Below are 24,150 nucleotides of genomic sequence, written 5' to 3' on the forward strand. Positions count from 1 at the left end.
CGCCCATCGCCGGTCACGACTCGTCGCGCGGGCACCGTCGACCGGTCACGACTCGTCGACTGCGGCCCCGCCAACCGACAGTCCTTGACCGCTCGGCGGACGTGAGCGGGGTGTCCTGACCGTGCGCGCGCGCCGGACCGGAGGCCCGCGGCGGCTCCGACCCGCTCCTTCCGCCCGTCGCCGGTCACGACTCGTCGCGCGGGCACCGCCGACCGGTCACGAACCGTCGAATGCGGCCCCGCCAACCGACAGTCCGTGACCACTCGGCGGACGTGAGCGGGGTGCCCTGACCGCCCGCACCCGCCGGACCGGAGGCCCGCGGCAGCCCCGACCCGCTCCTTCCGCCCATCGCCGGTCACGACTCGTCGCGCGGGCACCGCCGACCGGTCACGAACCGTCGAATGCGGCCCCGCCACCCGACAGTCCGTGACCACTCGGCGGACGTGAGCGGAGTGTCCTGACCACCTGCACCCGCCACCGACGACCCCACCCACAAGCACTACCGGACAGCACCACCAGCACCCCCGGCACCGTCCTGCACCGCACGCAACCGCCGCTCGGCCTGTCGCACCATGGGGATCGTGCCAAGAGCCGTCAGGCGTGTCCGCAGCTCGGCGGCGCTGACCGCTCCGATCGCGAGCAACCCGTGGACCGCCGACGCTTCAGCGGCCCCGAACGCACCCGCAGTCGGCCCCGGCATCCGCAGCAGGTCGATCGCGGTCCGAGCCGGCAGCGCGACCCGGAGCCGCGCCAGGACGGCGGTGTCGTCGACGTCGATCCGGACCTCGCGCAGGCGCACCTCCGGGCCGACGTGCACGCGGACCTGCGGCGGGATGCACGCCTCGAGCGGCGCCGGCGGACGGGACACCGCACCCCAGATCCACGCGGCTGTCAGCGTGCAGGCGATCAAGCGTGCGTCGCGCAGCACCCAGCCAGCCGCGGCGGCACGCAACGACGGCGTCTGCGGTTCGGCGGGGGAGGCCCAGCACGGCCCGACCGCGACCAGTTCGCCGGCCAGGACCGCCGCCCGCAGTTCGGGTTCCGGCCAGTCGTCACGGGTCAGCAGTCGCGGGCGGGGCACCCGCACATCCTGCCCGACCTGCGGTCGCGACCGACAGGCCTGTGGACAAGGCCCAGACCGGCCGGGAGGCCCGTGGCGGGCCCGCACCGCGCCTCCAGGCGGTCACCGGTCACGTCGAGAGCGCGAAGCACGTCGACGACGCTGCCACCTGACGGCGGCCCGACCGGGAGGCCGCGACGCCGCGTGCGCGCTCAGCGCAGGACGTCGGCGCGGTGGACGAGCGCCGCGGCGCCGATGAGCGGGCCGTCCTGCGACAGTCCCGTCGGCACGATCCGCACCTTCGTGACGAAGCCGAACTCGACACGCTCCGCTACGGCCTGCCGGGCGTACTCGAACAGGTCGGGCGTGACGTGCGAGAACCCGCCACCGATCGCGACGACCTCGAGGTCGACCAGGCTGGTGGCGGCGGCGATGGCCTGGCCCAGGGCTCGGCCGCTGCGCTTGACCGCGGCGACCGCGATGTCGTCGCCGGCGGCGTACGCGGCCGAGAGCTCTTCGCCGGTGGTGCCCGCGAAGCCCTGCCGACGAGCCCAGGCCACGGTCTTGGGGCCGCTGGCGATCGCCTCGAGGCAGCCGGTCCCGCCGCAGGCGCAGGGATCGTCGTAGCCGCCACACTCGACGTGGCCGATGTGCCCGGCGTTCCCCGTCGGGCCGCTGACCGTGCGGCCGTGCAGGATGAGCCCGCCGCCGACACCGGTGGAGACGATCATGCCCATCACGTGGTCGGAGCCCTGGGCAGCCCCGACCCAGTGCTCGGCGAGCGTGATCGCCAGGCCGTCCATGCGGAGCGTCACCGGCACGTTCTCCGGCACGAGGGCCGCGATCCGGTCGCGCAGCGGGTGGCCCCGCCACACGGGCATGTTGAGCGGCGAGACCAGACCGTGTTCCTCGTCGACCGGGCCGGCGGAGCCGACGCCGACGCCGACGAGCGTCGTGTCCGCGGGCAGTGCGCCGAGCGCGGCCGTGACGACCTCGTCGACGGCGGCCTGCAGCTCGTCCGAGGTGCGCTGCGGCCCCGTGGGGCTGCGGAACCGCGTCGCGGGCAGCACGACCCCCTGGTCGGTGACGAGCGCGGCCTCGACCTTCGTGCCGCCGAGGTCGACGGCCAGGGCGAGGGCGGGGGACTGGGGTGCGGTGCTGGACATGCGCGCTCCGATGCGGCGGTCTGGAGGCCCGGTGCGCGTCACCGACGCGTCGTCGCGTCCGGTGGGCGCCGGCCTGGTCGTGGTGGGTCGGGCTGGGTGGGATGGACTCAGCCGGGTGGGCTCAGCCGTGTCCGCTCAGTAGGACGTCGTGTCGTCGCCGAGCGCCGACGCGGCGCCCGTCTCGGCGCGGTGCGCGACCTCGTCGAGGATGCGGGCCGAGGCGCTCGTGCCGATGCGGTTCGCGCCCGCCTCGACCATCTCGAGCAGGGTGTCGAGGCCGCGGACGCCGCCGGAGGCCTTCACGCCGGTGTCGGCACCGACCGTGCGGCGCATCAGGGCGATGTGCTCGGCGGTCGCGCCGCCGCCGGCGAACCCGGTCGAGGTCTTCACGAACGCGGCACCGGCGGTCTGCGCCGCACGCGAGGCAGCGACGATCTCGTCGTCGGTCAGGAAGGCGGTCTCGAGGATCACCTTGACGACGGTGTCCCCGGCGGCGTCGACGACCGCGCGGACGTCCTGCTCGACGCGCTGCCAGTCGCCCGACTTCGCGGCGCCGATGTTCTGCACCATGTCCAGCTCGAAGGCGCCGTCGGCCAGGGCCTGCAGCGACTCGGCGACCTTCGCCGCGGTCGACGTGGTGCCGTGCGGGAACCCGATCACGGTGCCGACACCGACGCCGGTGCCCGTCAGGCGCTCGACGGCGTGCGCAACGTCGCTCGGACGGACACAGACGCTGAAGACGCGGTGGGCGGCGGCTTCGTCGAGCTGGGCGTCGACGTCCGCGCGGGTGAGTTCGGGCTTCAGGATCGCGTGGTCGATGAGGCCGCGGACGGCATCGGCGGTGACGGGGAAGGCTGCGTTGTCCACCCGGCAAGCCTACCCGTCAGGCGTGCCGCGTAGCGTGCAGGGCATGCAGGTCCTCGTCACCGGCGCCACCGGGTACATCGGTGGTCGTCTCGTCCCTCGTCTCCTCGAAGCCGGCCACTCCGTCCGGGTGTTCGTGCGCAACCCCCGGAAGCTCCAGGACGTCCCGTGGAGCAGCGACGTGGACGTCGCGGAAGGCGACCTCCAGGACGCCGACGCGGTCCGCGCCGCCGTCGACGGGGTCGAGGCGGTCTACTACCTGGCCCACGCGATGGGCGCCGACGGCGACTTCGAGTCGGCCGAACACGAGGCCGCCGAGACCATGGCGCACGAGGCGAAGACGGCGGGGGTCAGCCGGTTCGTCTACCTGGGCGGGCTGCACCCCGACGGCGAGCTGTCCAAGCACCTCCGCAGCCGCAAGGAGGTGGGGGAGATCCTCCTCGGCTCCGGTGTGCCCACCGTGGCGTACCAGGCCGGCGTCGTGATCGGCTCGGGCAGCACCTCGTTCGAGATGATCCGGCACCTCACCGACGTCCTGCCGTGGATGCCTGCGCCGCGCTGGGTCCGCAACCGCATCCAGCCGATCGCGGTGCGCGACGTCCTCTACTACCTGGTGGCCGCCCTGGACGTCCCCGCCGACGTCAACCGCACCTTCGACATCGGTGGCCCCGACGTCCTGCGGTACGGCCAGATGCTGAACGGCTACGCGGTCGAGGCGAAGCTGCCGCAGCGCCCGATCACCGTGCTGCCGGTGCTCACCCCGCGGCTCGCCGCGCACTGGTTCAACGTCGTCACCCCGATCCCGCGCAAGCTCGCGACGCCCATCATCGAGTCGCTGCAGTTCGAGTGCGTCCAGCGCGAGCACGACATCGACGACGTCGTACCGAAGCCCGAGGGCGGGCTCACCTCGTACCGTCGGGCCGTCCGCCTCGCGCTCAACAAGATGCGCACCGGCCAGGTGCAGACCAGCTGGCGGAGCGCGACGCTCTCCAGCGCCTCCGCCGACCCGATGCCGAACGACCCCGACTGGGCCGGGCACACCGTCTACGTCGACGACCGGAAGCGGCACTCGAGTGCCTCCGCCGCGGACGTCTGGCGTGTCGTCGAGTCGATCGGTGGCGACAACGGCTGGTACTCGTTCCCGCTCGCCTGGGTCGCCCGCGGCTGGATGGACAAGATCGCCGGTGGCGTCGGACTGAACCGTGGCCGTCGCGACCAACAGCGCCTCGAGCAGGGCGACGCGCTCGACTGGTGGCGCGTCGAACGGCTCGAGCGCGGCCGGTACCTGCGGCTCCGTGCCGAGTTCAAGTCGCCGGGCCGCGCGTGGCTCGAGATGACCGTCACGCCGAACCCCGAAGGCGGCAGCGACTACCGCCAGCGGGCGATCTACTTCCCGCAGGGACTCGCCGGACGCCTGTACTGGTACGGCATCCTGCCGTTCCACGGCATCATCTTCCCCGGTATGGTCGAGCGCATCACCGCCGCCGCCGAGCGGGAGTCCGACCAGACCGAGTCCACGCAGCGCAACCGGACGCAGCAGACCGGGACCCCCGAGCCGGCGCACGAGGAGGCAGCATGACCGACGACCGCAGCCCCGTCCTCTTCCTGGGGGACAGCATCACCGAACAGGGCGACTGGGACACCTGGCTCCCCGACGAGCACACGCTGAACCAGGGCATCGGTGGCGACACGACCGACGGCGTGCTGACGCGCCTCGACGCCGTCGTCGCCGAGCAGCCCGAGGTGATCGTGCTGCTCATCGGCACGAACGACTTCGGCGGCCACCGCGCCAGCGCCGAGCACGTGGTCCGCAACGTCGAGACCGCGCTCGTCACGCTCCGCCGTGAACTGCCGGGTGTCCGCCTGCTGCTCGTCTCGATCCTGCCGCGGCAGTCCGAGTACGCCGCGAAGATCGAGCAGGCGAACCGGCACCTGCGCCAGTTCGTCGCCACCTGCCACGCCCAGTACCTCGACGCCTGGCCCGCCCTGGCCGAGGGCGACCACCTGGACGCCCGATTCACCGAGGACGGCCTGCACCTGACCGAGGACGGCTACCGCGCGTTCGTCGGTGAACTCGTGCCGGCCCTCGAGCGGGTCCGTGAGCTGCCGCCGATGTCGCGGTCGATCCAGGCGATCACCATCGACGGCGACTCGGACTGATGGCCGCACGCAAGGGGCGGCCCCCGGTGGGGTCGTCGCAACACGGCGTGCCCGCGGGATCCTCGCGACCCGCGGCCGCCGCACCGGCCGCCCGCGCACGCGAGACGCCGCCGTTCACCCGGCCGGCGCTGGCGCCCGGGTTGATCGCTGCGATCGTGCTCCTGGCGTGCGTCGCCATCGTGGACTCGTCGGGGTTCGTCTTCGCCCGCTGGGGCGTCACCGTCCTCGCGTTGATCGTGCTCGTCTTCACGGTGCGGGGGAAGGTCTGGTGGGCCGCGCTGCTCATGGTCGCCGTCGCGGTCTGCTGGAACCCGCTCGTCACGGTGCCGATCCCGGGGCAGGTGTGGGCGGGCCTGCAGCTGGTGGCCGCCGCGCTGTTCATCGTGGTGGGCATCGTGGTCAAGGTGCCCCGCGAGACCGACGGACGGTAGGATCGGCAGGTCGGGTACAGGACCCGGCCGCACGACCCGAAGGGCATGGATGAACGACGAGACCGAGCCGGTGACCGAGAGTCCTCTGCTGAACCCTCGACCGTCCTCCGGCGGTCTCGACCGATCCGACGTCGTCGTCCGCAAGGGACGACTGACCCTGATCAACGGACACCTCACGCCGCAGCAGTCGATGATCGAGGACCTGCTGTTCCTCGACGACGCGCTCACCGCGGCTGACGTCGACCACCTGCTCATCCGCGGGAACGACCAGCGTCCGGTGATCGCGCTGGACGAGCGTGACCGCCAGCGAGCCGAGAGCGCCGTGATGTCGGCCGCCGTCAACGAGCCGTTCTACGCGAAGCCCCCGGGCAAGCCGGCAGTGCTCGTGCAGGACGACGGACTCGGCTCCGTCGAGGAACCCGTGCTCCGTGTGTTCCGCCCGCGCCTCGAGCCCCTCGGACGCCTGCGCTACGGCGCCGAGACCAGCGTCCAGCTCGAGTTCTGGCGCGTCACCGACACCGAGGTCCTCGCACCCGTCGAGAACGCCCTGATGCGTCGCAGCCTGCCGATCGACGAGTTCGTCCTCGTCGACATCGAGCGCTACGGCCGCACCTGGCGCACCGTCGAGCACATGTTCGACGACCACGTCTCGGACATCCGGTTCCCGATCGACATCGTCTTCTCGTGGGTCGACGGCAACGCCATCGAGTACCAGCGCGCCCGCCAGGCCGCACAGTCGAACGCCGTCCTGGGCGAGGGCGACGACGCTCCCGCCCGCTTCCGCCAGATCGACGAACTGAAGTACGCGCTGCGCTCGGTCCACACCTTCGCGCCGTGGATCCGCCAGATCTACATCGCCACGGACTCGCCTGCGCCGCACTGGCTCGCCGACCACCCGAAGGTCCGGATCGTCCGCAGCGAGGAGTTCTTCGCCGACCCGTCCGTGCTGCCGACGCACAACTCGCAGGCCGTCGAGTCGCAGCTGCACCACATCCCGGGCATCAGCGAGCACTTCATCTACTCGAACGACGACATGTTCTTCGGCCGGCTGGTCGACCCCTCGGTGTTCTACAGCCCGGGGTCGGTCACGAAGTTCATCCTCGCGTCGACCCGGATCGGCCTCGGTTCCAACAACCCGGCACGCAGCGGTTTCGAGAACTCCGCCCGGGTCAACCGCGGGCTCCTGCAGCAACGCTTCGGCGCGGTGACGACCCGGCACCTCGAGCACGCGCCGACGCCCCTGCGTGCGTCGATCATGACCGAGATGGAGCACGAGTTCGCAGACGAGTTCGCGGCCACTGCAGCGTCGCGCTTCCGCGCCGCCGACAACATCTCGGTGACGAACTCGCTCTACCACTACTACTCGCTGCTCACCGGCCGGGCGATCATCCAGGAGAACTCCTCCGTCGGGTACATCGACACGACCATGGTCTCCGGACTCAAGGCGCTCGACGACCTGCTGAAGAAGCGGAACGTGGACTTCTTCTGCCTCAACGACGGCAGCTTCCCGGAGGTCAGCGACGAGGAGCGCACGCAGCGCGTGACGGACTTCCTGGAGCGGTACTTCCCGTTCCCCGCGCCGTGGGAGCGCCCCAGCGCGTAGGACGCGCCAGCGGCCTGCTGGGGCGCTCCGGGCGAGCCTGCGAGCCCGGTCCCACGGTGCGCGTAGGACGCGCCAGCGGCCTGCTGGGGCGCTCCGGGCGAGCCTGCGAGCCCGGAGCCGGAACCCGGCCACGCGTGTCGGCCGCAGCCGCACGCCGACCGGTCACGACACCCCGCGACCTGCGCGCCGACTGGTCACTAGCCGTCGGCCTCGCCGTTGGCAGCCGACGGAACGTGACCACGCGACGCACCACGTGCGGTGGGTCGCGACCATCCCGCGAGCCTGGAGGCCCGTGGCGCGCCCGCCACGGGCCTCCAGCCCGTCCGTGGCGCGCGGTCGGGACACCCCGTCGGCCGCCCGCCCAGCGGTCACGAACCGTCGCTTGCGAGACCACCACGCGACGGAACGTGACCACGCGACGCACCACGTGCGGTGGGTCGCGACCACCCGCGAGCCTGGAGGCCCGTGGCGCGCCCGCCACGGGCCTCCAGTCCGTCCGGCGTGCCGTCCGGACGTGCGTGCCCGCGCGCGGTCAGGAGACCCCGTCGGCCGCCCGCCCACCGGTCACGACCCGTCGCTTGCCGGGCCGCCAGACGACGGAACGTGACCACGCGACGCACCACCCGCGGGGAGTCATGACCGCCCACGCCCACCCACGCTTCGTGAGCAGAAGAGGTCGGGTCCGCGTGACGGACCCGACCTCTTCTGCACGCGAAGTGCGGAGTGCTACCGGTGCACGGGGGAGACGGGCACCGAGTCGAGCGTGAAGACCGGGATGCTCGAGGTGACCGGTGCGGGCTCCACGGCTGCGGGGATCGTCACGCCGTGTGCCGCGAGCTTCGCCTCGGTCTCGAGAGCGGAGACGGGCTGCCCGACGGTGGCGTAGTGCCCGATCGGCACGACGGAGTGGACGACGTTGTGGCCGTACACGTGCACGAGGTTGAACGACTGCGCGCCGTCCCGGCCGCGGGTGCCGCCCTGGTACTCCGTGAGGTCCTGCGTGTAGCAGGTCGCACTGGCGACGGACACCGGGATGCCGGCGAACACGGCGCTGGTGGAGTAGTGCAGGTGCCCGGCGATGATGGCGAGGACGTCACTGCCCTCGACGACCTCGGCCAGGGCCTGCTGGTCGCGCAGTTCGACGAGGACGGTGAGGTCCTGCACGCTCGGCACGGGCGGGTGGTGCATCGCCAGGATGGTGCCGTGCGGTGCCGCCTCGGACAGGACCTCGGCGAGCCAGTCGAGCTGCTCGGGGGAGACCTCGCCGTGGTGGTGACCGGGCACACTCGTGTCGAGGGTGATCACACGGAGACCGTTGACGTCGTACACGAAGTCGACCGGGCGGTCGGTGGGCTGCAGGCCGAAGAGCTCCTGGCGGAAGGCGCCGCGCTCGTCGTGGTTGCCCATCGCCCAGATCACCTGCGCACCGATGCGCTCGGCCGCCGGCTCCAGGATAGCGCGGACGCGGGCGTACGCACCCGGCTCGCCCTTGTCGGCGACGTCGCCGGTGACGACGATCGCTTCGGGACGCGTGCCCGAGGCTTCGATGTCCGCGACGATCTGCGTGAGCCGCGCGGCGGAGTCGACATCGCCGTAGAGATCACGATCCCCGGATACGAGGTGCGTGTCGCTGAGGTGGAGGAGGAAGTGGTTCGGCCTGGGGTGTTCGGCCGTCCGGCTGTCCATCGGGGTCTCATTCCGTTGGCGGATGCGTGGTGCAACACGTTGCCACACCGTCCTGGACGAGTCCAGCACGTGACGGTGAACCAGCCGTGAACTGGGGGCGGCGTGTTGCCCTGTGCACGAAGAAACCCCCGCCACTTGGTGACGGGGGTTGCTTCGTGTGCCTCGGATCAGTGATCCCCGGGGCCGACCTGGGGAGCCTGGTGGCCACCCTCGAGGTTCGGGCCGTGGTGCGCGGCGTGCGCTGCCTCGAGCTCGGCCTTCGAGACCGGCTCGATGCGGTCCTCGAAGAAGAAGCGGGAGACGCCGGCGCGGACCTTCTGCAGACCCGTGATCTTGCCCTTGGCGTTCGGGCGGATCATCAGCGGCTTGTACTCGTTGAACTGCAGGAGCTTCCACCGCTCGTACTCGTCGAGCTGCTCGTGCACCTCGATGTACTCACCGTGGGGGAGTCGGACGATGCGGCCCGACTCGTACCCGTGCAGGACGATCTCGCGGTCCTTCTTCTGGAGGGCGAGGCAGACACGCTTCGTGATCCAGAAGGCGATGAACGGACCGAGGACCGTCGTCGCCTGGATCACGTGGATCACGTGTTCGATCGACACCAGGAAGTGCGTCGCGATGATGTCCGACGAGGCTGCTGCCCAGAGGCTCGCGTAGAGCGTGATGCCAGCGGCACCGAACGCGGTGCGCGTCGGGGCGTTGCGCGGACGATCGAGGATGTGGTGCTCACGCTTGTCGCCCGTGACCCACGCCTCGATGAAGGGGTAGAGCAGGATCGCCAGGATGAGCAGCACCAGGACCGCGATCGGCGCCAGGATGTTGAACGACACCGTGTAGCCGAACCACACGACCTCCCAGTGCGGCGGCACCAGACGCAGCGCGCCGTCGGCGAAGCCGATGTACCAGTCGGGCTGGGTACCGGCGGACACCGGGGAGGGGTCGTACGGGCCGTAGTTCCAGATCGGGTTGATCGTGAACAGCGACGCGATGAGGGCCAGGATGCCCGCGACGATGAAGAAGAAGCCACCGGCCTTCGCGGCGAACGCCGGGAGGATCGGGACGCCGACGACGTTCTCGTTGGTCTTGCCCGGACCGGCGAACTGGGTGTGCTTGTTGATCACGACGAGCACGAGGTGGACACCGAGCACCGCGACGAGGATCGCCGGCAGCAGCAGGATGTGCAGCGTGTACAGGCGGCCGACGATGTCGGTACCCGGGAACTCGCCACCGAAGAGCAGGTAGGCGATCCACACGCCGATGACCGGGACACCCTCGATCATGCCGACGATGATCCGCAGGCCGTTTCCGGAGAGCAGGTCGTCGGGGAGCGAGTATCCGGTGAAGCCCTCGGCCATGGCGAGGACCCAGAGCAGGAAGCCGAAGACCCAGTTGAGCTCACGCGGCTTGCGGAAGGCACCGGTGAAGAACACGCGGGCCATGTGCAGCATGATCGACGCCACGAACAGCAGGGCTGCCCAGTGGTGGACCTGACGGACGAAGAGCCCGCCACGGATGTCGAACGAGATGTCGAGCGTGGACTGCAGCGCCGTCGACATCGCAACACCCTTGAGCGGGACGTACGAGCCGTTGTAGATGACCTCGGTCATGGACGCCTGGAAGAAGAACGTCAGGAAGGTCCCGGAGAGCAGCACGACGACGAAGCTGTACAGCGCCACCTCGCCGAGCATGAAGCTCCAGTGGTCCGGGAAGATCTTCCGGCCGACTTCCTTGACGAGGCCCGAGATGCTGGTGCGCTCGTCGATGTAGTTCGAGACCCCGCCGATGATGCGGGATCCGCGCTCCGGTGCCGGCTTGTTCGTCGACGTGTTCGGTGCGGTGGTGGTGGTGCTGGTCATCAGCGTTCACGCTCCCAGAAGGACGGTCCGACCGGCTCGTGGAAGTCGCTCTGGGCAACCAGGTAGCCGTCGTCGTCGATCGCGATAGGAAGTTGGGGGAGGGGGCGTGCTGCCGGACCGAAGATGACCTCGCAGTTGTTCGAGACATCGAAGGTGGACTGGTGGCACGGGCACAGCAGGTGGTGCGTCTGCTGTTCGTAGAGCGCGACAGGGCACCCGACGTGGGTGCAGATCTTGGAGTACGCGACGATGCCGTCGTAGCCCCAGTTCTCGTGGCCCTTGGACGGGTTGAGGTCCTTCGGGTCGAGACGCATCAGGAGGACGGAGGCCTTCGCCTTCTCCTCGAGCATGTGCTCGGACTCGAGCATGCCCTCGGGGATGACGTGGAACACCGAACCGATGGTGACGTCGGAGGCCTTGATCGGAAGACCCGTCGGGTCCTTCGTCAGGCGCAGGCCCTGCTTCCAGAAGGTGTGACGGAGCAGCTCGTTCGGGTCCTCGGCCGGAGCGAGGTCACGGACCAGGACGATGCCGGGGAGCGGGAACGCGGCCAGAGCACCGATCATCGAGTTGCGGATCAGCTTGCGACGGCTGAAGCCCGACTCCTTGTCGGCGAGCTGGAACGCCTCGACCGCCTTGGCGCGGGTCTCGTCGGTGCCGCGGGTGCCGTGGCGGAGCTCCGTGATCTCACGGTCGACGACGAGCGACTTCGACCAGTAGACGGCACCGAGACCGAGGGCGAGGAGCGCGAGGGCGATCGACAGGCCAAGGAAGAGGTTCGCGGTGCGGACCGTCCCGAAGTCGCTCGGGTCGATCGGGAAGGCGATGTACGCGGCGATCGACAGGACGCTTCCGACGATCGACAGGTAGAAGTAGGCGGCGACCTGGCGCTCGGCCAGACGCTGCTTCTTCGGGTCGACGTCGGTGCGACGCGGACGGTGCGGCGGCTCGCCCGGGTTCTCGAACGGGTCGACGGGGAGGACCGCGATCCCGGGGGAGGTGGTCGTGCCGTGCTTCTCGACAGCCGAGGACGAGTTCAGCGTCTCGTCGTCGTGCTCTGCCATGGTGTTCCCTTCAGTGTCGTTCGACACGGACGATCAGTTGGACTTCGCGGTCAGCCAGACGGTCATCGCGACGACCGCCCCGAGTCCGAAGATCCAGATGAACAGACCCTCGGCGACCGGCCCCAGGGAGCCGAGTGCGAAGCCACCGGGGGACTTGTTGTCCTGCACGTACTTGAGGTACGTGATGATGTCGGCCTTCTGCTCCGGCGTCAGGTTCAGGTCGTTGAAGACCGGCATGTTCTGCGGGCCGGTGAGCATGGCCTCGTAGATGTGCTTGCCGGAGACCGTCTCGAGGTTCGGGGCGTACTTGCCCTCGGTCAGGGCACCGCCGGCGCCGGCCACGTTGTGGCACATGGCGCAGTTGATGCGGAACAGCTCGGCACCTTCGGCGGCGTCGCCGTCCTCACCGTTGGTGAGTTCGGTGGACGGGACCGACGGGCCGGGGCCGAGGGAAGCGACGTACTGCGCGAGCGCGTCGACCTGCTCGTCCGTGAACTGCGCGGGCTTCTCTTCTGCCTGCGGACCCTGTGCGGCCATCGGCATGCGGCCGGTGCCGACCTGGAAGTCGACCGACGCGGCGCCGACACCGATGAGGGACGGACCCTCGCTCGTGCCCTGCGCGGAGAGACCGTGGCAGGTGGCGCAGTTCGACGCGAAGAGCTTCTCGCCCTCGTTCACCTGCGACTGGCTCGAGGTGGCGAGGGTGCTCGTGCTGTCGTCGGCGTTCGCCGTGGAGCTGAACAGTGCGTACGCGCCACCGGTGGTCATGAGACCAACGACGATGAGCGACACGGTCGCCATCGGTGAACGGCGGCCCTTCTTGGACTTGGTTCTGTTGAACATGTGCTGGGGGGTGTCCAGTTCCTACTTGAGAAGGTAGATGACGGCGAAGAGGAAGATCCACACGACGTCGACGAAGTGCCAGTAGTACGACACGACGATGGCGGTGGTCGCTTCCTTGTGGCCGAAGTTCTTGGCGGCGAAGCCGCGGCCGAGCGTCAGCAGGAAGGCGATGAGGCCACCGGTCACGTGGAGGCCGTGGAACCCGGTGGTCATGTAGAACGCCGAGCCGTACGCGCTGGAGGAGAGCGTGACGCCCTCGTGCCACAGGTTGGCGTACTCGAAGATCTGGCCGCAGACGAAGATCGCACCCATCGCGTAGGTGACGAAGAACCACTCCGTCATGCCCCAGTGGCGCGGGTTCCAGCTCGTCCGGTGCACCTGGAAGCGCTCCGCGGCGAACACGGCGAACTGGCAGGCGAAGCTGGACAGCACCAGGATGATCGTGTTCACGGAGGCGAAGGGCACCTCGAGCTTCGTGGTCTCGGTCGCCCAGAGCTCAGGGGACGTGCTGCGGAGCGTGAAGTAGATCGCGAACAGGCCGGCGAAGAACATGACCTCGCTGCCCAGCCACACGATCGTCCCCACGGCCACGGCGTTCGGCCTGTTGAGGGCCGGACCGCTGGCTGATCTGGAGAGAGAGGTGCTAGTCACGTCCTCCATTATGGCCGAAACCCCCGACAGTGTTTTCGCAGGAGACTGGCGGGTCTCTCGAATTCACTACGATCGATCCATGCCTGACGCACTTTCTTGGCCAGCGGTGATCAGCGCGCTCATGGCGCGCGAGGACCTGACGATCAGGCAATCCACATGGGCCATGGAGGAGATCGTCCACGGGCGTGCCACCCAGGCCCAGATCGCGGCCTTCGCCGTGACGCTCCGCGCGAAGGGCGAGACCGTCGACGAGGTCGTCGGATTCCGTGACGCGATCCTCGACGCCGCGGTTCCGCTCGACGTCGACCCGATGGCGCTCGACATCGTCGGTACGGGCGGCGACGTGGTCGGCACCGTGAACGTCTCGACGATGGCGGCGATCGTGATCGCCGCTGCCGGAGTCCCCGTCGTCAAGCACGGCAACAAGGCCAGCTCGTCGAAGTCCGGGTCGAGCGACGTGCTCGCCGCCCTCGGACTCGATCTCACGATGGACGCCGCGCGTGTCGCGGACACGTTCCGGCGTGTCGGGCTGACCTTCGCCTTCGCCAACGCGTTCCACCCCGGTTTCGCCCACGCAGGCCCCGTGCGGCGGGAGATCGGCGTCCCGACGGTGTTCAACTTCCTCGGTCCGCTCGTCAACCCCGCACGGTGCGAGGCCAACGCCGTCGGCGTCGCCCAGCTCGAACTCGTGCCGATCATCACGGGCGTGTTCCAGACGCGCGGGGCGACCGCACTCGTGTTCCGAGGCGACGACGGACTCGACGAGCTGACCACCACCGGGCACAGCCACATCTGGGAGGTCACCGGCGGCCGTGTGACCGAACACGACCTCGACCCACGGGACCTCGGCATCGCCCGCGCCCGGACGGAGGACCTGCTCGGTGGCGACCCCGAGCACAACGCCGCCGTCGTCCACCGACTGCTGGCGGGGGAGACCGGACCCGTCCGCGACATCGTCCTGCTGAACGCCGCGGCCGGGCTCGTCTCGTTCCGACTGGCACAGGACCCGAACGAGGCCGACCGCCCGATCCTGCAGCGCTTCCGCGAGCAGCTCGTCGTCGCCGCCGAGGCGATCGACTCCGGCGCCGGTGCGCGCAAACTGGCTGATTGGGTCGGCGCAGCTCCCGCCGCGTAGTCCACGCCGCCCCGCGCACCGTGCGCGGTGCGTCACCCGGTGCGAGCCTGACGGCTCGGTGCTGCGCCAYGAGCGCGCACCYGRCGGTCACCGCTGCACCCGGTGAGCAAACCCGCACCGTGCCGTACCGGCGACCCCACGCCGGACCGGAGGGCCGTGGTGTGCCCGCCCCGCGCCTCCAGTCCGCACCGTGCGCGGTCCGCGATCCCGTGCCGCTTCCGCGAGAGCCGCACCGTGCGCGGTGCGCCAGCCGGTGCGAGCCTGRCGGCTCGGTGCTGCGCCACGAGCGCGCACCCGGCGGTCACCGCTGCACCCGGTGRRCAAACCCGCACCGTGCCGTACCGGCAACCACCCGACGACGCGCCGACGGGCCGACGGGCCGACGGGCCGGCAGGCCGACCGCGACCGACCCGCAGGAGACGCAACGCACAGGAGGCCCGGTGCCGGTTCCTGGAACCGGCACCGGGCCTCCCGTCGGTGCGATCAGTGCACGCGGTCAGCGTGCGCGTGCGGTGTTACTGCACGTCCTCGTCGACCCAGTCGAAGGTCTTCGTGACGGCCTTCTTCCACAGGCGGAGCGTCCGCTCGCGCTCGGCGGCGTCGAGCTGCGGCTCCCAGCGCTTGTCCTCCTGCCAGTTGGCACGGAGCTCGTCGAGGTTGGCCCAGAAGCCGACCGCGAGACCGGCGGCGTAGGCCGCACCGAGCGCCGTCGTCTCCGCGACGACCGGGCGGACGACCGGCACGTTGAGCATGTCGGCCTGGAACTGCATGAGCTCGCTGTTCGCGGTCATGCCGCCGTCGACCTTGAGCTCGGTCAGGTCCACACCGGAGTCGGCGTTGACCGCGTCGAGCACCTCGCGGGTCTGCAGCGCCGTCGCCTCGAGGGCAGCACGCGCGATGTGGCCCTTGTTGACGAAGCGGGTCAGGCCGACGATCGCGCCGCGGGCATCGGGACGCCAGTACGGCGCGAAGAGCCCGGAGAACGCGGGCACGAAGTACACGCCGCCGTTGTCCTCGACGGTCTTGGCCAGGGCCTCGACCTCCGGGGCGCTGCCGATCAGGCCGAGGTTGTCGCGGAGCCACTGGATGAGCGAGCCCGTGACGGCGATCGAACCCTCGAGGGCGTAGTGCGTCTCCTGGTCGCCGAGCTTGTAGCCGACGGTGGTGAGCAGGCCGTTCTCGGAGCGGACGATCTCGGTACCGGTGTTGAAGATCAGGAAGTTGCCGGTGCCGTAGGTGTTCTTCGACTCGCCCTGGTCGAACGCGGCCTGGCCGAAGGTCGCGGCCTGCTGGTCGCCGAGGATGCCGGCGATCGGGACCTCGCGCAGCAGGCTCGAGGACTCGACGTGGCCGTAGACCTCGGAGGAGCTGACGATCTCGGGGAGCATCGACTTCGGCACACCGAAGTCGGCGAGGATGTCGTCGCGCCACTGCAGCGTCTCAAGGTCCATGAAGAGCGTGCGGGACGCGTTCGTGACGTCGGTCTTGTGCACGCCGCCGTCGACGCCACCGGTCAGGTTCCAGAGGACCCAGGTGTCGGTGGTGCCGAAGAGCAGGTCGCCCGCTTCGGCCTTCTCACGCGCACCCTCGACGTTCTCGAGGATCCACATGATCTTGGTGCCGGCGAAGTAGGTCGCGAGCGGCAGGCCGACGATGGCCTTGTACTTGTCCGTGTCGCCGTCGGCGAGCTTGTCGACGAGGGCCTGCGTGCGGGTGTCCTGCCAGACGATCGCGTTGTAGATCGGCTTGCCGGTGGTCTTGTCCCAGACGACGGCGGTCTCGCGCTGGTTGGTGATGCCGACGGCTGCGACGTCGTGGCGCGTGATGTCGGCACGCGACAGTGCCTGACCGATCACCTCGCGGGTGTTGTCCCAGATCTCGGCGGGGTCGTGCTCGACCCACCCGGCGCGCGGGAAGATCTGCTCGTGTTCCTTCTGCCCGGTCGAGATGATCGAACCGGAGTGGTCGAACACGATTGCTCGGGTCGAGGTCGTGCCCTGGTCGATGGCGACGATGTAGTCGGCCATTGGTGCTCCTTACGGGTGTGTTCGGTGCGGTTGCGTGGTCGGTCGTGCGGAACGGCCGCTCACGCCTTCGGGGTGGGGGTGGGTCAGCTGACGACGGGCAGCAGGGCGACGGACAGGCCGGCAGCGAGGGCGCCACCGATCAGGGGTCCGACGACCGGCACCCAGGCGTAGGCCCAGTCGCTCGAGCCCTTGCCCTTGATGGGCAGGAAGGCGTGCGCGATGCGCGGGCCGAGGTCACGGGCCGGGTTGATGGCGTAGCCGGTGGGGCCACCGAGGCTGACACCGATCGCGATCACGAGGAAGGCGACGGGGATGGCGCCGAGGTCCGTGGGGGTCCCGCCGTTGGTGAAGGCGAGGACGACGAAGACCAGGACGAAGGTGCCGATGATCTCGGTGACGAGGTTCCAGCCGTACGAGCGGATCGCGGGGCCGGTCGAGAAGACTCCGAGCTTGGCGGCCGCGTCGGGCTCCTCGTCGAAGTGCTGCTTGTACGCGAGCCAGACGATGACGGCACCGATGACCGCACCGATCACCTGGGCGATCCAGAAGAGGAACATCTCGCCGACGGTGATCTTGCCGAGGATCGCCTGCGCGAGGCTGACGGCCGGGTTGAGCTGGCCACCGGACTTGTAGGCCACGGTGGCACCGGCGAAGACCGCGAAGCCCCAGCCGATCGTGACCATGAGGAAGCCGGCTCCGAAGCCCTTGGACTTCGCCAGCGAGACGGCGGCGACGACGCCGCCACCCAGGATGATGAGCATCGCCGTACCGACGAGCTCGGACAGGAACTTGACGCCGATGTCGTCCATCGGTGACCTCCAGTGCGTGAGGTGGGGGTCCGGCCGTGGTGCGCCGCACTCCCCGTTGAGTGATTGAGGCCAACCATAGTGACGACGCTCACGGCCGGGTGGTGAATTCGTGAGCGGAGAGCGGGATCGTGCACGAACGTGCAGGACGAGTGTCCCCAGCACGATCCCGAGCCGGTGACGCGTCCTCGGCGTGCTGCACGAACGTGCATCCCCGCCGGACGGCTGGCCGTGCCGCCGATGTAGATTGGGCGCACTCCGGTCGACGACGCGCGGTGTGACCGCCACGGCTCGACCCCGTACCCGTGGAGGCACCGCATGAAGAAGCTCATCAACGACCCGCAGAACGTGGTCGAGGAGACCGTCCGGGGGTTCGCCCGGGCACACGCCGGACACGTCGTGCTGGTCGAGGACCCGATCCACCTGCACCGCGCCGACGCCCCCGTGGCCGGCAAGGTCGGCATCGTCAGTGGTGGTGGCAGCGGGCACGAGCCACTGCACGCCGGCTTCGTCGGGTACGGCATGCTCGACGCCGCCGTCCCCGGTCCGGTGTTCACGAGCCCGACCCCCGACCCGATCGTCGCCGCGACCAAGGCCGTCGACGGCGGTGCCGGCGTGCTGCACATCGTGAAGAACTACACCGGCGACGTGCTGAACTTCGAGACCGCCGCAGAGCTGGCCGCGATGGACGACGTCCGGGTCGAGTCCGTGGTGGTGGACGACGACGTCGCCGTGCAGGACTCCCTGTTCACCGCCGGTCGTCGCGGTGTCGCCGGGACCGTCGTGGTGGAGAAGTGCGCCGGTGCCGCCGCGGAACGCGGGGACGATCTGGACGCGGTCGCCGCCGTGGCCCGGCACGTCAACGACGTCACGCGCTCGATGGGGCTCGCGCTCGCCTCTGGCACCGTCCCGCACGCGGGGGAGCCGTCCTTCGTACTCGCTGACGACGAGGTCGAGCTCGGCATCGGCATCCACGGCGAGCCGGGCCGCGAGCGGATCGCGATGGCGCCGGCGGACCAGCTGGTCGACCGCGTGCTCGAACCGATCCTGACGGACCTGGACGCCCCGGCCGGATCGGCACTGCTGCTGCTGGTCAACGGCATGGGCGGCACACCGCTCTCCGAGCTGTACATCGCCTACCGACGCGCCGCCGAGGTGCTCTCCGACCGCGGCTACCGGGTCACGCGTAGTTTGGTCGGCGACTACGTCACGTCCCTCGAGATGCAGGGGTTCTCGCTCACCGTCACGGTGCTCGACGACGAACTCACGGCCCTCTGGGACGCCCCGGTGGAGACCCCGGCCCTGCGCTGGGGACGCTGAGCGACCGCGCCTGCGACCGCAACCGCAACCGCAACGGACGCTCGACCACCGGACCACGACACCGGACCCCACCGGGCCGGACACACGAAGGGAACCGCATTGGCGCTCGACACCGCATGGGCCATCGACTGGGTCCGTCGCACCGCCGCGACGATCGACGAACACCGTGCCGAGCTGGTCACGCTCGACCGCGAGATCGGGGACGGTGACCACGGCGAGAACCTCGACCGAGGCTTCCGCGCCGTGCTCGAATCCGTCGACGCCGGCTCCTTCGACACCCCGGGCGCCGTCCTCAAGGCCGTCGCGACGAAGCTCATCTCGACGGTGGGCGGCGCGGCCGGTCCGCTGTTCGGCACCGCCTACCTGAAGGCCGCGCAGGCTGCAGGGGACGCGTCCGAGCTCGACGCGGACACGCTGGTCGCGGTCCTGACCGCCGCGCGTGACGGTGTGGTGTCCCGCGGCAAGGCCGCCGTCGGCGACAAGACGATGGTCGACGCGTGGAGCCCCGCGGTCGACGCCGCCGCAGCGGCTGCCGGCGCCGGCGCCGACCCGGAGGCCGTGCTCGCCGCCGCAGCCGACGCCGCAGCGCAGGGGGCCGCCGACACCGAGCCGCTCGTGGCGCACAAGGGCCGCGCGAGCTACCTCGGCGACCGCGCGATCGGGTACCGAGACCCCGGTGCGCAGTCGACCGCGTACATCCTGCGCGCAGCTGTGGACGCCGCGTGACCGTCGGCATCCTCGTCGTCTCGCACAGCGCTGCGATCGCGACGGGCACCGTCGAGCTCGCCCGGCAGATGGCCGCGGACGTGCCACTCGTCGCCGCAGGCGGCACCGACGACGGCGGCATCGGCACCTCGTTCGAGGCGATCACCGCCGGCATCGAGGAACTCGCCGGGGCCGACGGCGTCGTGGTGCTGTGCGACCTCGGCTCCGCCTACCTGACGACCGACACCGCGCTCGACTTCCTCGACGACGACGTCCGCGCACGGGTGCACGTGTCGCCGGCCCCGCTGGTCGAGGGCACGGTCGCCGCGGCGGTCGCCGCCCAGACGGGCGGGGACGCCGACGCGGTCCTGGCCGCTGCGGCGTCAGCCGCGGGTTCCGAGGCGGACGCGAGCACCGCCTCCCGTCCGTCCGGTGACCAGCCTGGAGGCACGGGGCCGGCCGACGGGGCAGGTCCCGTCGACGACGCGGCCGGCGCAGACCGCGTCAGCGCGTCGGTCGAGCTGGTGAACGAGACCGGGCTGCACGCCCGGCCCGCCGCGGAGTTCGTCAAGACGGCGGCGAAGTACGACGCGAGCGTGCACGTCAACGGTGTGGACGCGAAGAGCCTGCTCGCGATCATGGCCCTGGCGCTGCCGAAGGGCGCGACGGTGTCGATCGACGCGACCGGTCGGGACGCGCAGGCCGCGGTCGACGCCCTGGTCGAACTGGTCCGGTCCGGCTTCGGCGAGTGACACCGCCGCCGGGGGAGTCCCCGGCGGCGGTGCGCGCCCCGGTCACCGGATCGAGACCGTGCCGGCCAGGTCGAGGTCCGAGGGGCCGCCGGTGACCCCGGCGTCGGCGAGCAGGGTGGCACCGAACACGGCGCTCCAGAACGTGCGGGCGTCACGGGCGACGCCGCCGGGGCTCGTCCATCCCTGGTCGGCGACGACGCGCTCCAGGTAGCGTTCGGACTGCCGGAACAGCACCGCGAGCAGCAGTCGGACGCGCTCCCGCTGGGCGGTGTCGTCACCCGCAGCCGCCAGCGCGCGGACCACGAGGGGTGTCGACGGCATCGCGAGGGCGGTCCGGGCGAGGACCTGGCGGAACGACTCCGACGACCGCGCGCGACGACCGGCCGCCTGCAGCCGAGTCGTGTCGCGGAGGAACAGCGCGAACGCGGCGTCGAGCACCAGGCGGTCCTTCGAGCCGTAGTGGTGCGTGATCTGGTTCGGGTACACGCCCGCGGCCCGCGCGACCTCGCTGACGGTGACGGTGCGTGCGCCCGCGCTGAGCAGTCCGGCCGTCGCCGCGAGGATCCTCGCCCGCGTCGCCGCGCCGCGTGCCGTGCCGGAGCCGTCCACCGTGGTTGCCATGTCCGAATTGTACGTGGTACAACTCAACTTGTTCAACGTACAAGAGGAGTTCCCGTGGACATCGTCATCACCGGCTACGGCACGGTCTCACCCTTCGGCCACGGCGTCGCACCGCTCTGGGACGCCCTGGTGGCCGGTCGCTCCGGCGTCCGCTCCCTGCACCGCGACGGAGCGCTCTGGGGACAGGTGCCGATCCGGGTCGGTGCCGAGGCGGCACTCGACGCCGACGGGGCACTGGGCCGGGTCCGCGCGAACCGCCTCGACCGCAGTCAGCAGCTCGCGCTCGTCGCCGCGGAGGAAGCATGGACGGACGCGGGTGCCCCCGCGGTCGAGGGCGACCGCCTCGCCGTGGTGATCGGCACCGGGATCGGGGGCGTGGAGACGCTCCTCGACGCGCACGACGTGCTCGGAGCATCCGGTGCCCGACGGGTCTCCCCGCGCACGGTGCCGATGCTCATGGCGAACGGCGCCGCCGCGCAGATCAGCATCGCGTACGGGGCGCGGGGCGGCGCCTACACGACGGTGTCGGCGTGCGCCTCCGGTGCCGAGGCCATCGCGACCGCCGCGCGACTCATCGTGACCGGTGAGGCCGACGTCGTCATCACGGGCGGCACCGAGGCCGCCGTGACCCCGGTGACCATGGCGTCGTTCGCGCAGTCGCAGGCGCTCGCGAAGCCCGACGGCGACGACCCGACGACCCTGTCCAGGCCGTTCGACGCCGACCGCCGCGGCTTCGTCCTCGGCGAGGGCGCCGGCATCGTCCTGCTCGAGCGTGCCGACCACGCCGCCGCACGCGGGCAGCGGTCGCACGGCACGCTCGCCGGGTGGGGGATCACCTCGGACGCGCACCACATCACCGCGCCGCGCACCGACGGCAGCGAGCAGGAACGGGCCATGCGGTCCGCGATCCGGATGGCGGGACTCACCGGGGGCGACATCGACCACGTGAACGCGCACGCGACCGGCACCCCGGTCGGCGACGTCGGCGAGGCGACCGCGATCAGCCGTGCGGTGGGCACCGGAGCGCTGGTCACCGCACCGAAGAGCGCGATCGGGCACATGTTCGGCGCGGCCGGGGCGGTCGAGGCGATCCTGACCCTGCGGGCACTCGAGACCGGGACCGTGCCGCCGACCCTGAACCTCGACCAGCTCGACCCCGCGGTGGACCTCGACGTCGTCTCCGGCACCGCGCGGACGGCTCCGCTCGGTGCGGCGTTGAACAACTCGTTCGGGTTCGGCGGTCAGAACGCGTCGCTGGTGTTCACCGCGGCGTGAGCTCCTGCAGGCCGGTGACCCGGAGCAGGTCGAGCTTCGCGGCCGACTCGGAGCCCGGTACGACCGTGTAGACGACGATGCGCAGGTCGCCACCCGGCACGGTCAGCACGTCGCAGTCGATCTCCACCGGACCGACCGGCGTGTGCACGACCTTGCGGCTCGCACGGTGCTCGGCGATCCGGCCGGTCTCCCACCGGCGGGCGAACTCCGGCGACTCCCGCAGCAGCCGGTCGACGAGTGCAGCCAGGTCACGGTCGCCGGGGTAGCGCCCGTACGCCTGCCGCAGATCGGCGGCGAGGTCGCTCGAGAACTCCTCCTGGTGCTCCTCGTCCCAGTCCACCCCGTCGCGCGCCTTGGTGAAGTGCCGCCAGACCAGGTTGCGGTCGAGGCCGACGTACCGCGTCGGATCGCCGTTCACCGCGGCCCACAGGTCGTTCCAGAGCACGATGTCGTGCGTCGCCGTGAACACCGCGAGCGGCACGTCGCCGAGTCGGTCCACCAGACGCTGCACGCCGGGCGTGACGTGCCGCGGCACCACCTGACGGGACGGCGGGGCGACGCCGGCCACCCGGCACAGGTGGTCCCGCTCCTCGGACGACAGCCGGAGCGCCGTCGCGAGCGACGCGAGCAGCTGCGGCGACGGGTTCGTCGCCCGGCCTTGCTCGAGGCGGACGACGTAGTCCACGCTCACGCCCGCCAGGGCGGCGAGTTCCTCGCGGCGGAGGCCCGGGGTCCGTCTGCCGGGGCCGGCCGGCAGGCCGACCGCCTCGGGACGCACCCGGTCACGCCAGGAACGCAACACGTTCGCGAACTCGCTCATGTCCACCATCATCGCCCCGCGCCTCCAGTCCGTCCTGGTACTGCCGGTCCCACCGTCGCACCGTGCCTGGGGGAGCCGGGCCGGCTGGGGCAGGCTGGGCACATGACGACGACACTGATCACCGGGGCCAACCGCAGCCTCGGACTCGAGACCGCACGCCGACTGATCGAAGCCGGCCACACCGTCCACGCCGGCATGCGCGACCCGGCCAGCGGCGACGACGCCCGGGCGCTCGGCGCCCACGTCGTGCAGCTGGACGTGACCGACCAGCCCAGCATCGACGCGGCGATCGCCACGATCCCGTCCTTGGACGTGCTGGTGAACAACGCCGGGATCCTCGGCGACTCGTTCGGGGTCGACGACCTCGACGCGGACGCGATGGCGACCGTCCTCGACACCAACGTCACCGGCATCGTCCGGGTGACCCAGGCCGCGCTGCCCCTGCTGCGACGCTCGGCAGCACCCGTCATCGTGAACGTCGCGTCGGGGGTCGGCTTCCCACGCTGGCTCACCACGCCCGGGCACGACGAGTACGGAGTGCCGGCCGTGCCGTACGCGGCGTCGAAGGCGGCCGTGATCGCGTTGACCGTGCAGTACGCGAAGAACCTGCCCGGGTTCCGGGTGAACGCGAGCGACCCGGGCTACACCGCGACGGCGTTCAACGGGTTCGGCGGGCACCAGACGATCACCGAGGGCACCGACGCCACGGTCGCGCTCGCGACGATCGGCACCGAGGGGCCGACGGGGGAGTTCCACAACCGCGAGGGACGCATCGAGTACTGAGGGCGGCGCTCCGTCAGTCGTGCACGTCGTCGCCGAAGCCCGGGCCGGGCCGCATCATCCACCCCTCCGGATCGGGCAGCGGCCGGAACCCGAACCGCTCGTACAGGCCGTGGGCGTCCGCGGTGAACAGGGCGAAGCGCTTCAGTCCGAGGGCCTCGACCGCCTCGGTCACCCCGCGCACCAGGGCGACCCCGACGCCCCGACCCCGGGCCCCTGGGGCGACGAAGACGTCCGAGAGCCAGCCGAACGTGACACCGTCGGTGACCACCCGCGCGTAGCCGAGCTGCTCGCCGGTCACCGCGTCGTAGACGCCGAAGTTCCGGGAACCGGCGATGATCGCGTCCTGGGTCGCCCGGTCGCGCCCGCGCGCCCAGTACGACTCCTCGCTCAACCAGCGGTGCACGCGGTCCACGTCGAGGTCGGCGGGGTCGGTGGAGAAGCGCAGATCCGTCATCGTCCCAGTCAACCGGAGACGCGGCCGCGGGGCGACGTCCGATCGGGATCCGGTGGACCGGTCCTCGA

General features: G+C 70.9%; 23 protein-coding genes. 10 read left to right on the forward strand and 13 right to left on the reverse strand.

Annotation, left to right across the window (positions count from 1 at the left end; genetic code table 11):
* Window positions 1-499 precede the first annotated feature (499 nt).
* From ASF75_RS02600 to deoC, 3 genes are all read right to left on the reverse strand, one after another.
* Window positions 500-1,081 carry a hypothetical protein gene (locus tag ASF75_RS02600; protein ID WP_056068656.1) on the reverse strand — a complete coding sequence of 194 codons (582 nt, stop codon included), beginning with the start codon at window positions 1,079-1,081 and terminating at the stop codon, window positions 500-502.
* 191 nt (window positions 1,082-1,272) lie between these two features.
* Window positions 1,273-2,226 (reverse strand): ROK family protein, encoded by a 954-nt coding sequence (locus ASF75_RS02605; RefSeq protein WP_017887346.1) that lies wholly within the window; start codon window positions 2,224-2,226, stop codon window positions 1,273-1,275.
* Between the two features lie 135 nt (window positions 2,227-2,361).
* Entirely contained in the window at window positions 2,362-3,093 is a 732-nt protein-coding gene (gene deoC, locus ASF75_RS02610; protein ID WP_082046801.1) for a deoxyribose-phosphate aldolase, read from the reverse strand.
* A 43-nt stretch (window positions 3,094-3,136) separates the two neighbouring features.
* Here deoC and ASF75_RS02615 point away from each other — a divergent pair, with 43 nt between their 5' ends.
* From ASF75_RS02615 to ASF75_RS02630, 4 genes are read left to right on the forward strand one after another with little or no spacing between them, the layout of a single operon-like run.
* Entirely contained in the window at window positions 3,137-4,669 is a 1,533-nt protein-coding gene (locus tag ASF75_RS02615; protein ID WP_031259825.1) for an SDR family oxidoreductase, read from the forward strand.
* A complete protein-coding gene (locus tag ASF75_RS02620; protein ID WP_056068658.1) occupies window positions 4,666-5,250 on the forward strand; it encodes a GDSL-type esterase/lipase family protein in 585 nt (194 codons plus the stop codon). The genes ASF75_RS02615 and ASF75_RS02620 overlap by 4 nt, the downstream gene beginning before the upstream one ends.
* Before the next feature lie 47 nt (window positions 5,251-5,297).
* Window positions 5,298-5,681 (forward strand): DUF6804 family protein, encoded by a 384-nt coding sequence (locus ASF75_RS02625; RefSeq protein WP_056069096.1) that lies wholly within the window; start codon window positions 5,298-5,300, stop codon window positions 5,679-5,681.
* Window positions 5,682-5,730: 49 nt separating this feature from the next.
* Window positions 5,731-7,284: a stealth conserved region 3 domain-containing protein gene (locus ASF75_RS02630; RefSeq protein WP_017887341.1), complete on the forward strand. Its 1,554-nt coding sequence runs from the start codon at window positions 5,731-5,733 to the stop codon at window positions 7,282-7,284.
* A 726-nt stretch (window positions 7,285-8,010) separates the two neighbouring features.
* Here ASF75_RS02630 and ASF75_RS02635 read toward each other — a convergent pair.
* The 5 genes from ASF75_RS02635 to ASF75_RS02655 form a co-directional block, all read right to left on the reverse strand.
* Window positions 8,011-8,970, reverse strand: coding sequence for a phosphodiesterase (locus ASF75_RS02635; protein WP_017887340.1), 960 nt, complete (start codon window positions 8,968-8,970; stop codon window positions 8,011-8,013).
* Window positions 8,971-9,137: 167 nt separating this feature from the next.
* A complete protein-coding gene (locus ASF75_RS02640) occupies window positions 9,138-10,826 on the reverse strand; it encodes a cytochrome b (protein ID WP_042537208.1) in 1,689 nt (562 codons plus the stop codon).
* Window positions 10,826-11,890 carry a ubiquinol-cytochrome c reductase iron-sulfur subunit gene (locus ASF75_RS02645; protein ID WP_017887338.1) on the reverse strand — a complete coding sequence of 355 codons (1,065 nt, stop codon included), beginning with the start codon at window positions 11,888-11,890 and terminating at the stop codon, window positions 10,826-10,828. Before ASF75_RS02645 ends, ASF75_RS02640 begins: the two co-directional genes overlap by 1 nt.
* A 33-nt stretch (window positions 11,891-11,923) precedes the next feature.
* Window positions 11,924-12,733 (reverse strand): cytochrome c, encoded by an 810-nt coding sequence (locus tag ASF75_RS02650; RefSeq protein WP_042537210.1) that lies wholly within the window; start codon window positions 12,731-12,733, stop codon window positions 11,924-11,926.
* 21 nt (window positions 12,734-12,754) lie between these two features.
* Entirely contained in the window at window positions 12,755-13,393 is a 639-nt protein-coding gene (locus tag ASF75_RS02655) for a heme-copper oxidase subunit III (RefSeq protein WP_031259820.1), read from the reverse strand.
* 70 nt (window positions 13,394-13,463) lie between these two features.
* Between ASF75_RS02655 and trpD the strand changes: the two genes are divergently transcribed.
* The gene (gene trpD / locus ASF75_RS02660) at window positions 13,464-14,519 is read left to right on the forward strand and encodes an anthranilate phosphoribosyltransferase (RefSeq protein ID WP_031259819.1); all 1,056 of its coding nucleotides are present in this window, start codon (window positions 13,464-13,466) and stop codon (window positions 14,517-14,519) included.
* Window positions 14,520-15,034: 515 nt separating this feature from the next.
* On the opposite strand, the gene glpK is transcribed toward trpD, so the two are convergent.
* Together glpK and ASF75_RS02670 are read right to left on the reverse strand one after the other, a co-directional pair.
* On the reverse strand, window positions 15,035-16,546 hold the full coding sequence (glpK, locus tag ASF75_RS02665; protein ID WP_017887334.1) for a glycerol kinase GlpK: 1,512 nt from the start codon (window positions 16,544-16,546) through the stop codon (window positions 15,035-15,037).
* 83 nt (window positions 16,547-16,629) lie between these two features.
* Window positions 16,630-17,355: an MIP/aquaporin family protein gene (locus ASF75_RS02670; RefSeq protein ID WP_017887333.1), complete on the reverse strand. Its 726-nt coding sequence runs from the start codon at window positions 17,353-17,355 to the stop codon at window positions 16,630-16,632.
* 315 nt (window positions 17,356-17,670) lie between these two features.
* On the opposite strand from ASF75_RS02670, the gene dhaK reads away from it, so the two are divergent.
* The 3 genes from dhaK (at window position 17,671) to dhaM (ending at window position 20,129) form a co-directional block, all read left to right on the forward strand.
* The gene (gene dhaK, locus ASF75_RS02675; RefSeq protein ID WP_056068660.1) at window positions 17,671-18,672 is read left to right on the forward strand and encodes a dihydroxyacetone kinase subunit DhaK; all 1,002 of its coding nucleotides are present in this window, start codon (window positions 17,671-17,673) and stop codon (window positions 18,670-18,672) included.
* Between the two features lie 99 nt (window positions 18,673-18,771).
* Entirely contained in the window at window positions 18,772-19,398 is a 627-nt protein-coding gene (gene dhaL, locus ASF75_RS02680) for a dihydroxyacetone kinase subunit DhaL (RefSeq protein ID WP_017887331.1), read from the forward strand.
* Window positions 19,395-20,129 (forward strand): dihydroxyacetone kinase phosphoryl donor subunit DhaM, encoded by a 735-nt coding sequence (dhaM, locus tag ASF75_RS02685; RefSeq protein WP_056068662.1) that lies wholly within the window; start codon window positions 19,395-19,397, stop codon window positions 20,127-20,129. The genes dhaL and dhaM overlap by 4 nt, the downstream gene beginning before the upstream one ends.
* Window positions 20,130-20,171: 42 nt before the next feature.
* Here the strand turns inward: dhaM and ASF75_RS02690 are convergent, their stop codons facing one another.
* Window positions 20,172-20,750 (reverse strand): TetR/AcrR family transcriptional regulator C-terminal domain-containing protein, encoded by a 579-nt coding sequence (locus ASF75_RS02690; RefSeq protein ID WP_056068664.1) that lies wholly within the window; start codon window positions 20,748-20,750, stop codon window positions 20,172-20,174.
* A gap of 54 nt (window positions 20,751-20,804) precedes the next feature.
* Between ASF75_RS02690 and ASF75_RS02695 the strand changes: the two genes are divergently transcribed.
* The gene (locus ASF75_RS02695; protein ID WP_042537218.1) at window positions 20,805-22,025 is read left to right on the forward strand and encodes a beta-ketoacyl-[acyl-carrier-protein] synthase family protein; all 1,221 of its coding nucleotides are present in this window, start codon (window positions 20,805-20,807) and stop codon (window positions 22,023-22,025) included.
* On the opposite strand, the gene ASF75_RS02700 is transcribed toward ASF75_RS02695, so the two are convergent.
* Window positions 22,012-22,845 carry a helix-turn-helix domain-containing protein gene (locus ASF75_RS02700; protein WP_197068614.1) on the reverse strand — a complete coding sequence of 278 codons (834 nt, stop codon included), beginning with the start codon at window positions 22,843-22,845 and terminating at the stop codon, window positions 22,012-22,014. The two genes, ASF75_RS02695 and ASF75_RS02700, sit on opposite strands and share 14 nt — an antisense overlap.
* A gap of 102 nt (window positions 22,846-22,947) precedes the next feature.
* On the opposite strand from ASF75_RS02700, the gene ASF75_RS02705 reads away from it, so the two are divergent.
* Complete coding sequence (locus ASF75_RS02705) at window positions 22,948-23,628, forward strand: SDR family NAD(P)-dependent oxidoreductase (protein ID WP_056068666.1); 681 nt, start codon at window positions 22,948-22,950, stop codon at window positions 23,626-23,628.
* Window positions 23,629-23,641: 13 nt separating this feature from the next.
* Here the strand turns inward: ASF75_RS02705 and ASF75_RS02710 are convergent, their stop codons facing one another.
* A complete protein-coding gene (locus tag ASF75_RS02710) occupies window positions 23,642-24,082 on the reverse strand; it encodes a GNAT family N-acetyltransferase (RefSeq protein WP_017887325.1) in 441 nt (146 codons plus the stop codon).
* Window positions 24,083-24,150 lie beyond the last annotated feature (68 nt).

The organism is Curtobacterium sp. Leaf154, assembly GCF_001424595.1.
GTDB classification, from domain to species: Bacteria; Actinomycetota; Actinomycetes; order Actinomycetales; family Microbacteriaceae; genus Curtobacterium; species Curtobacterium poinsettiae.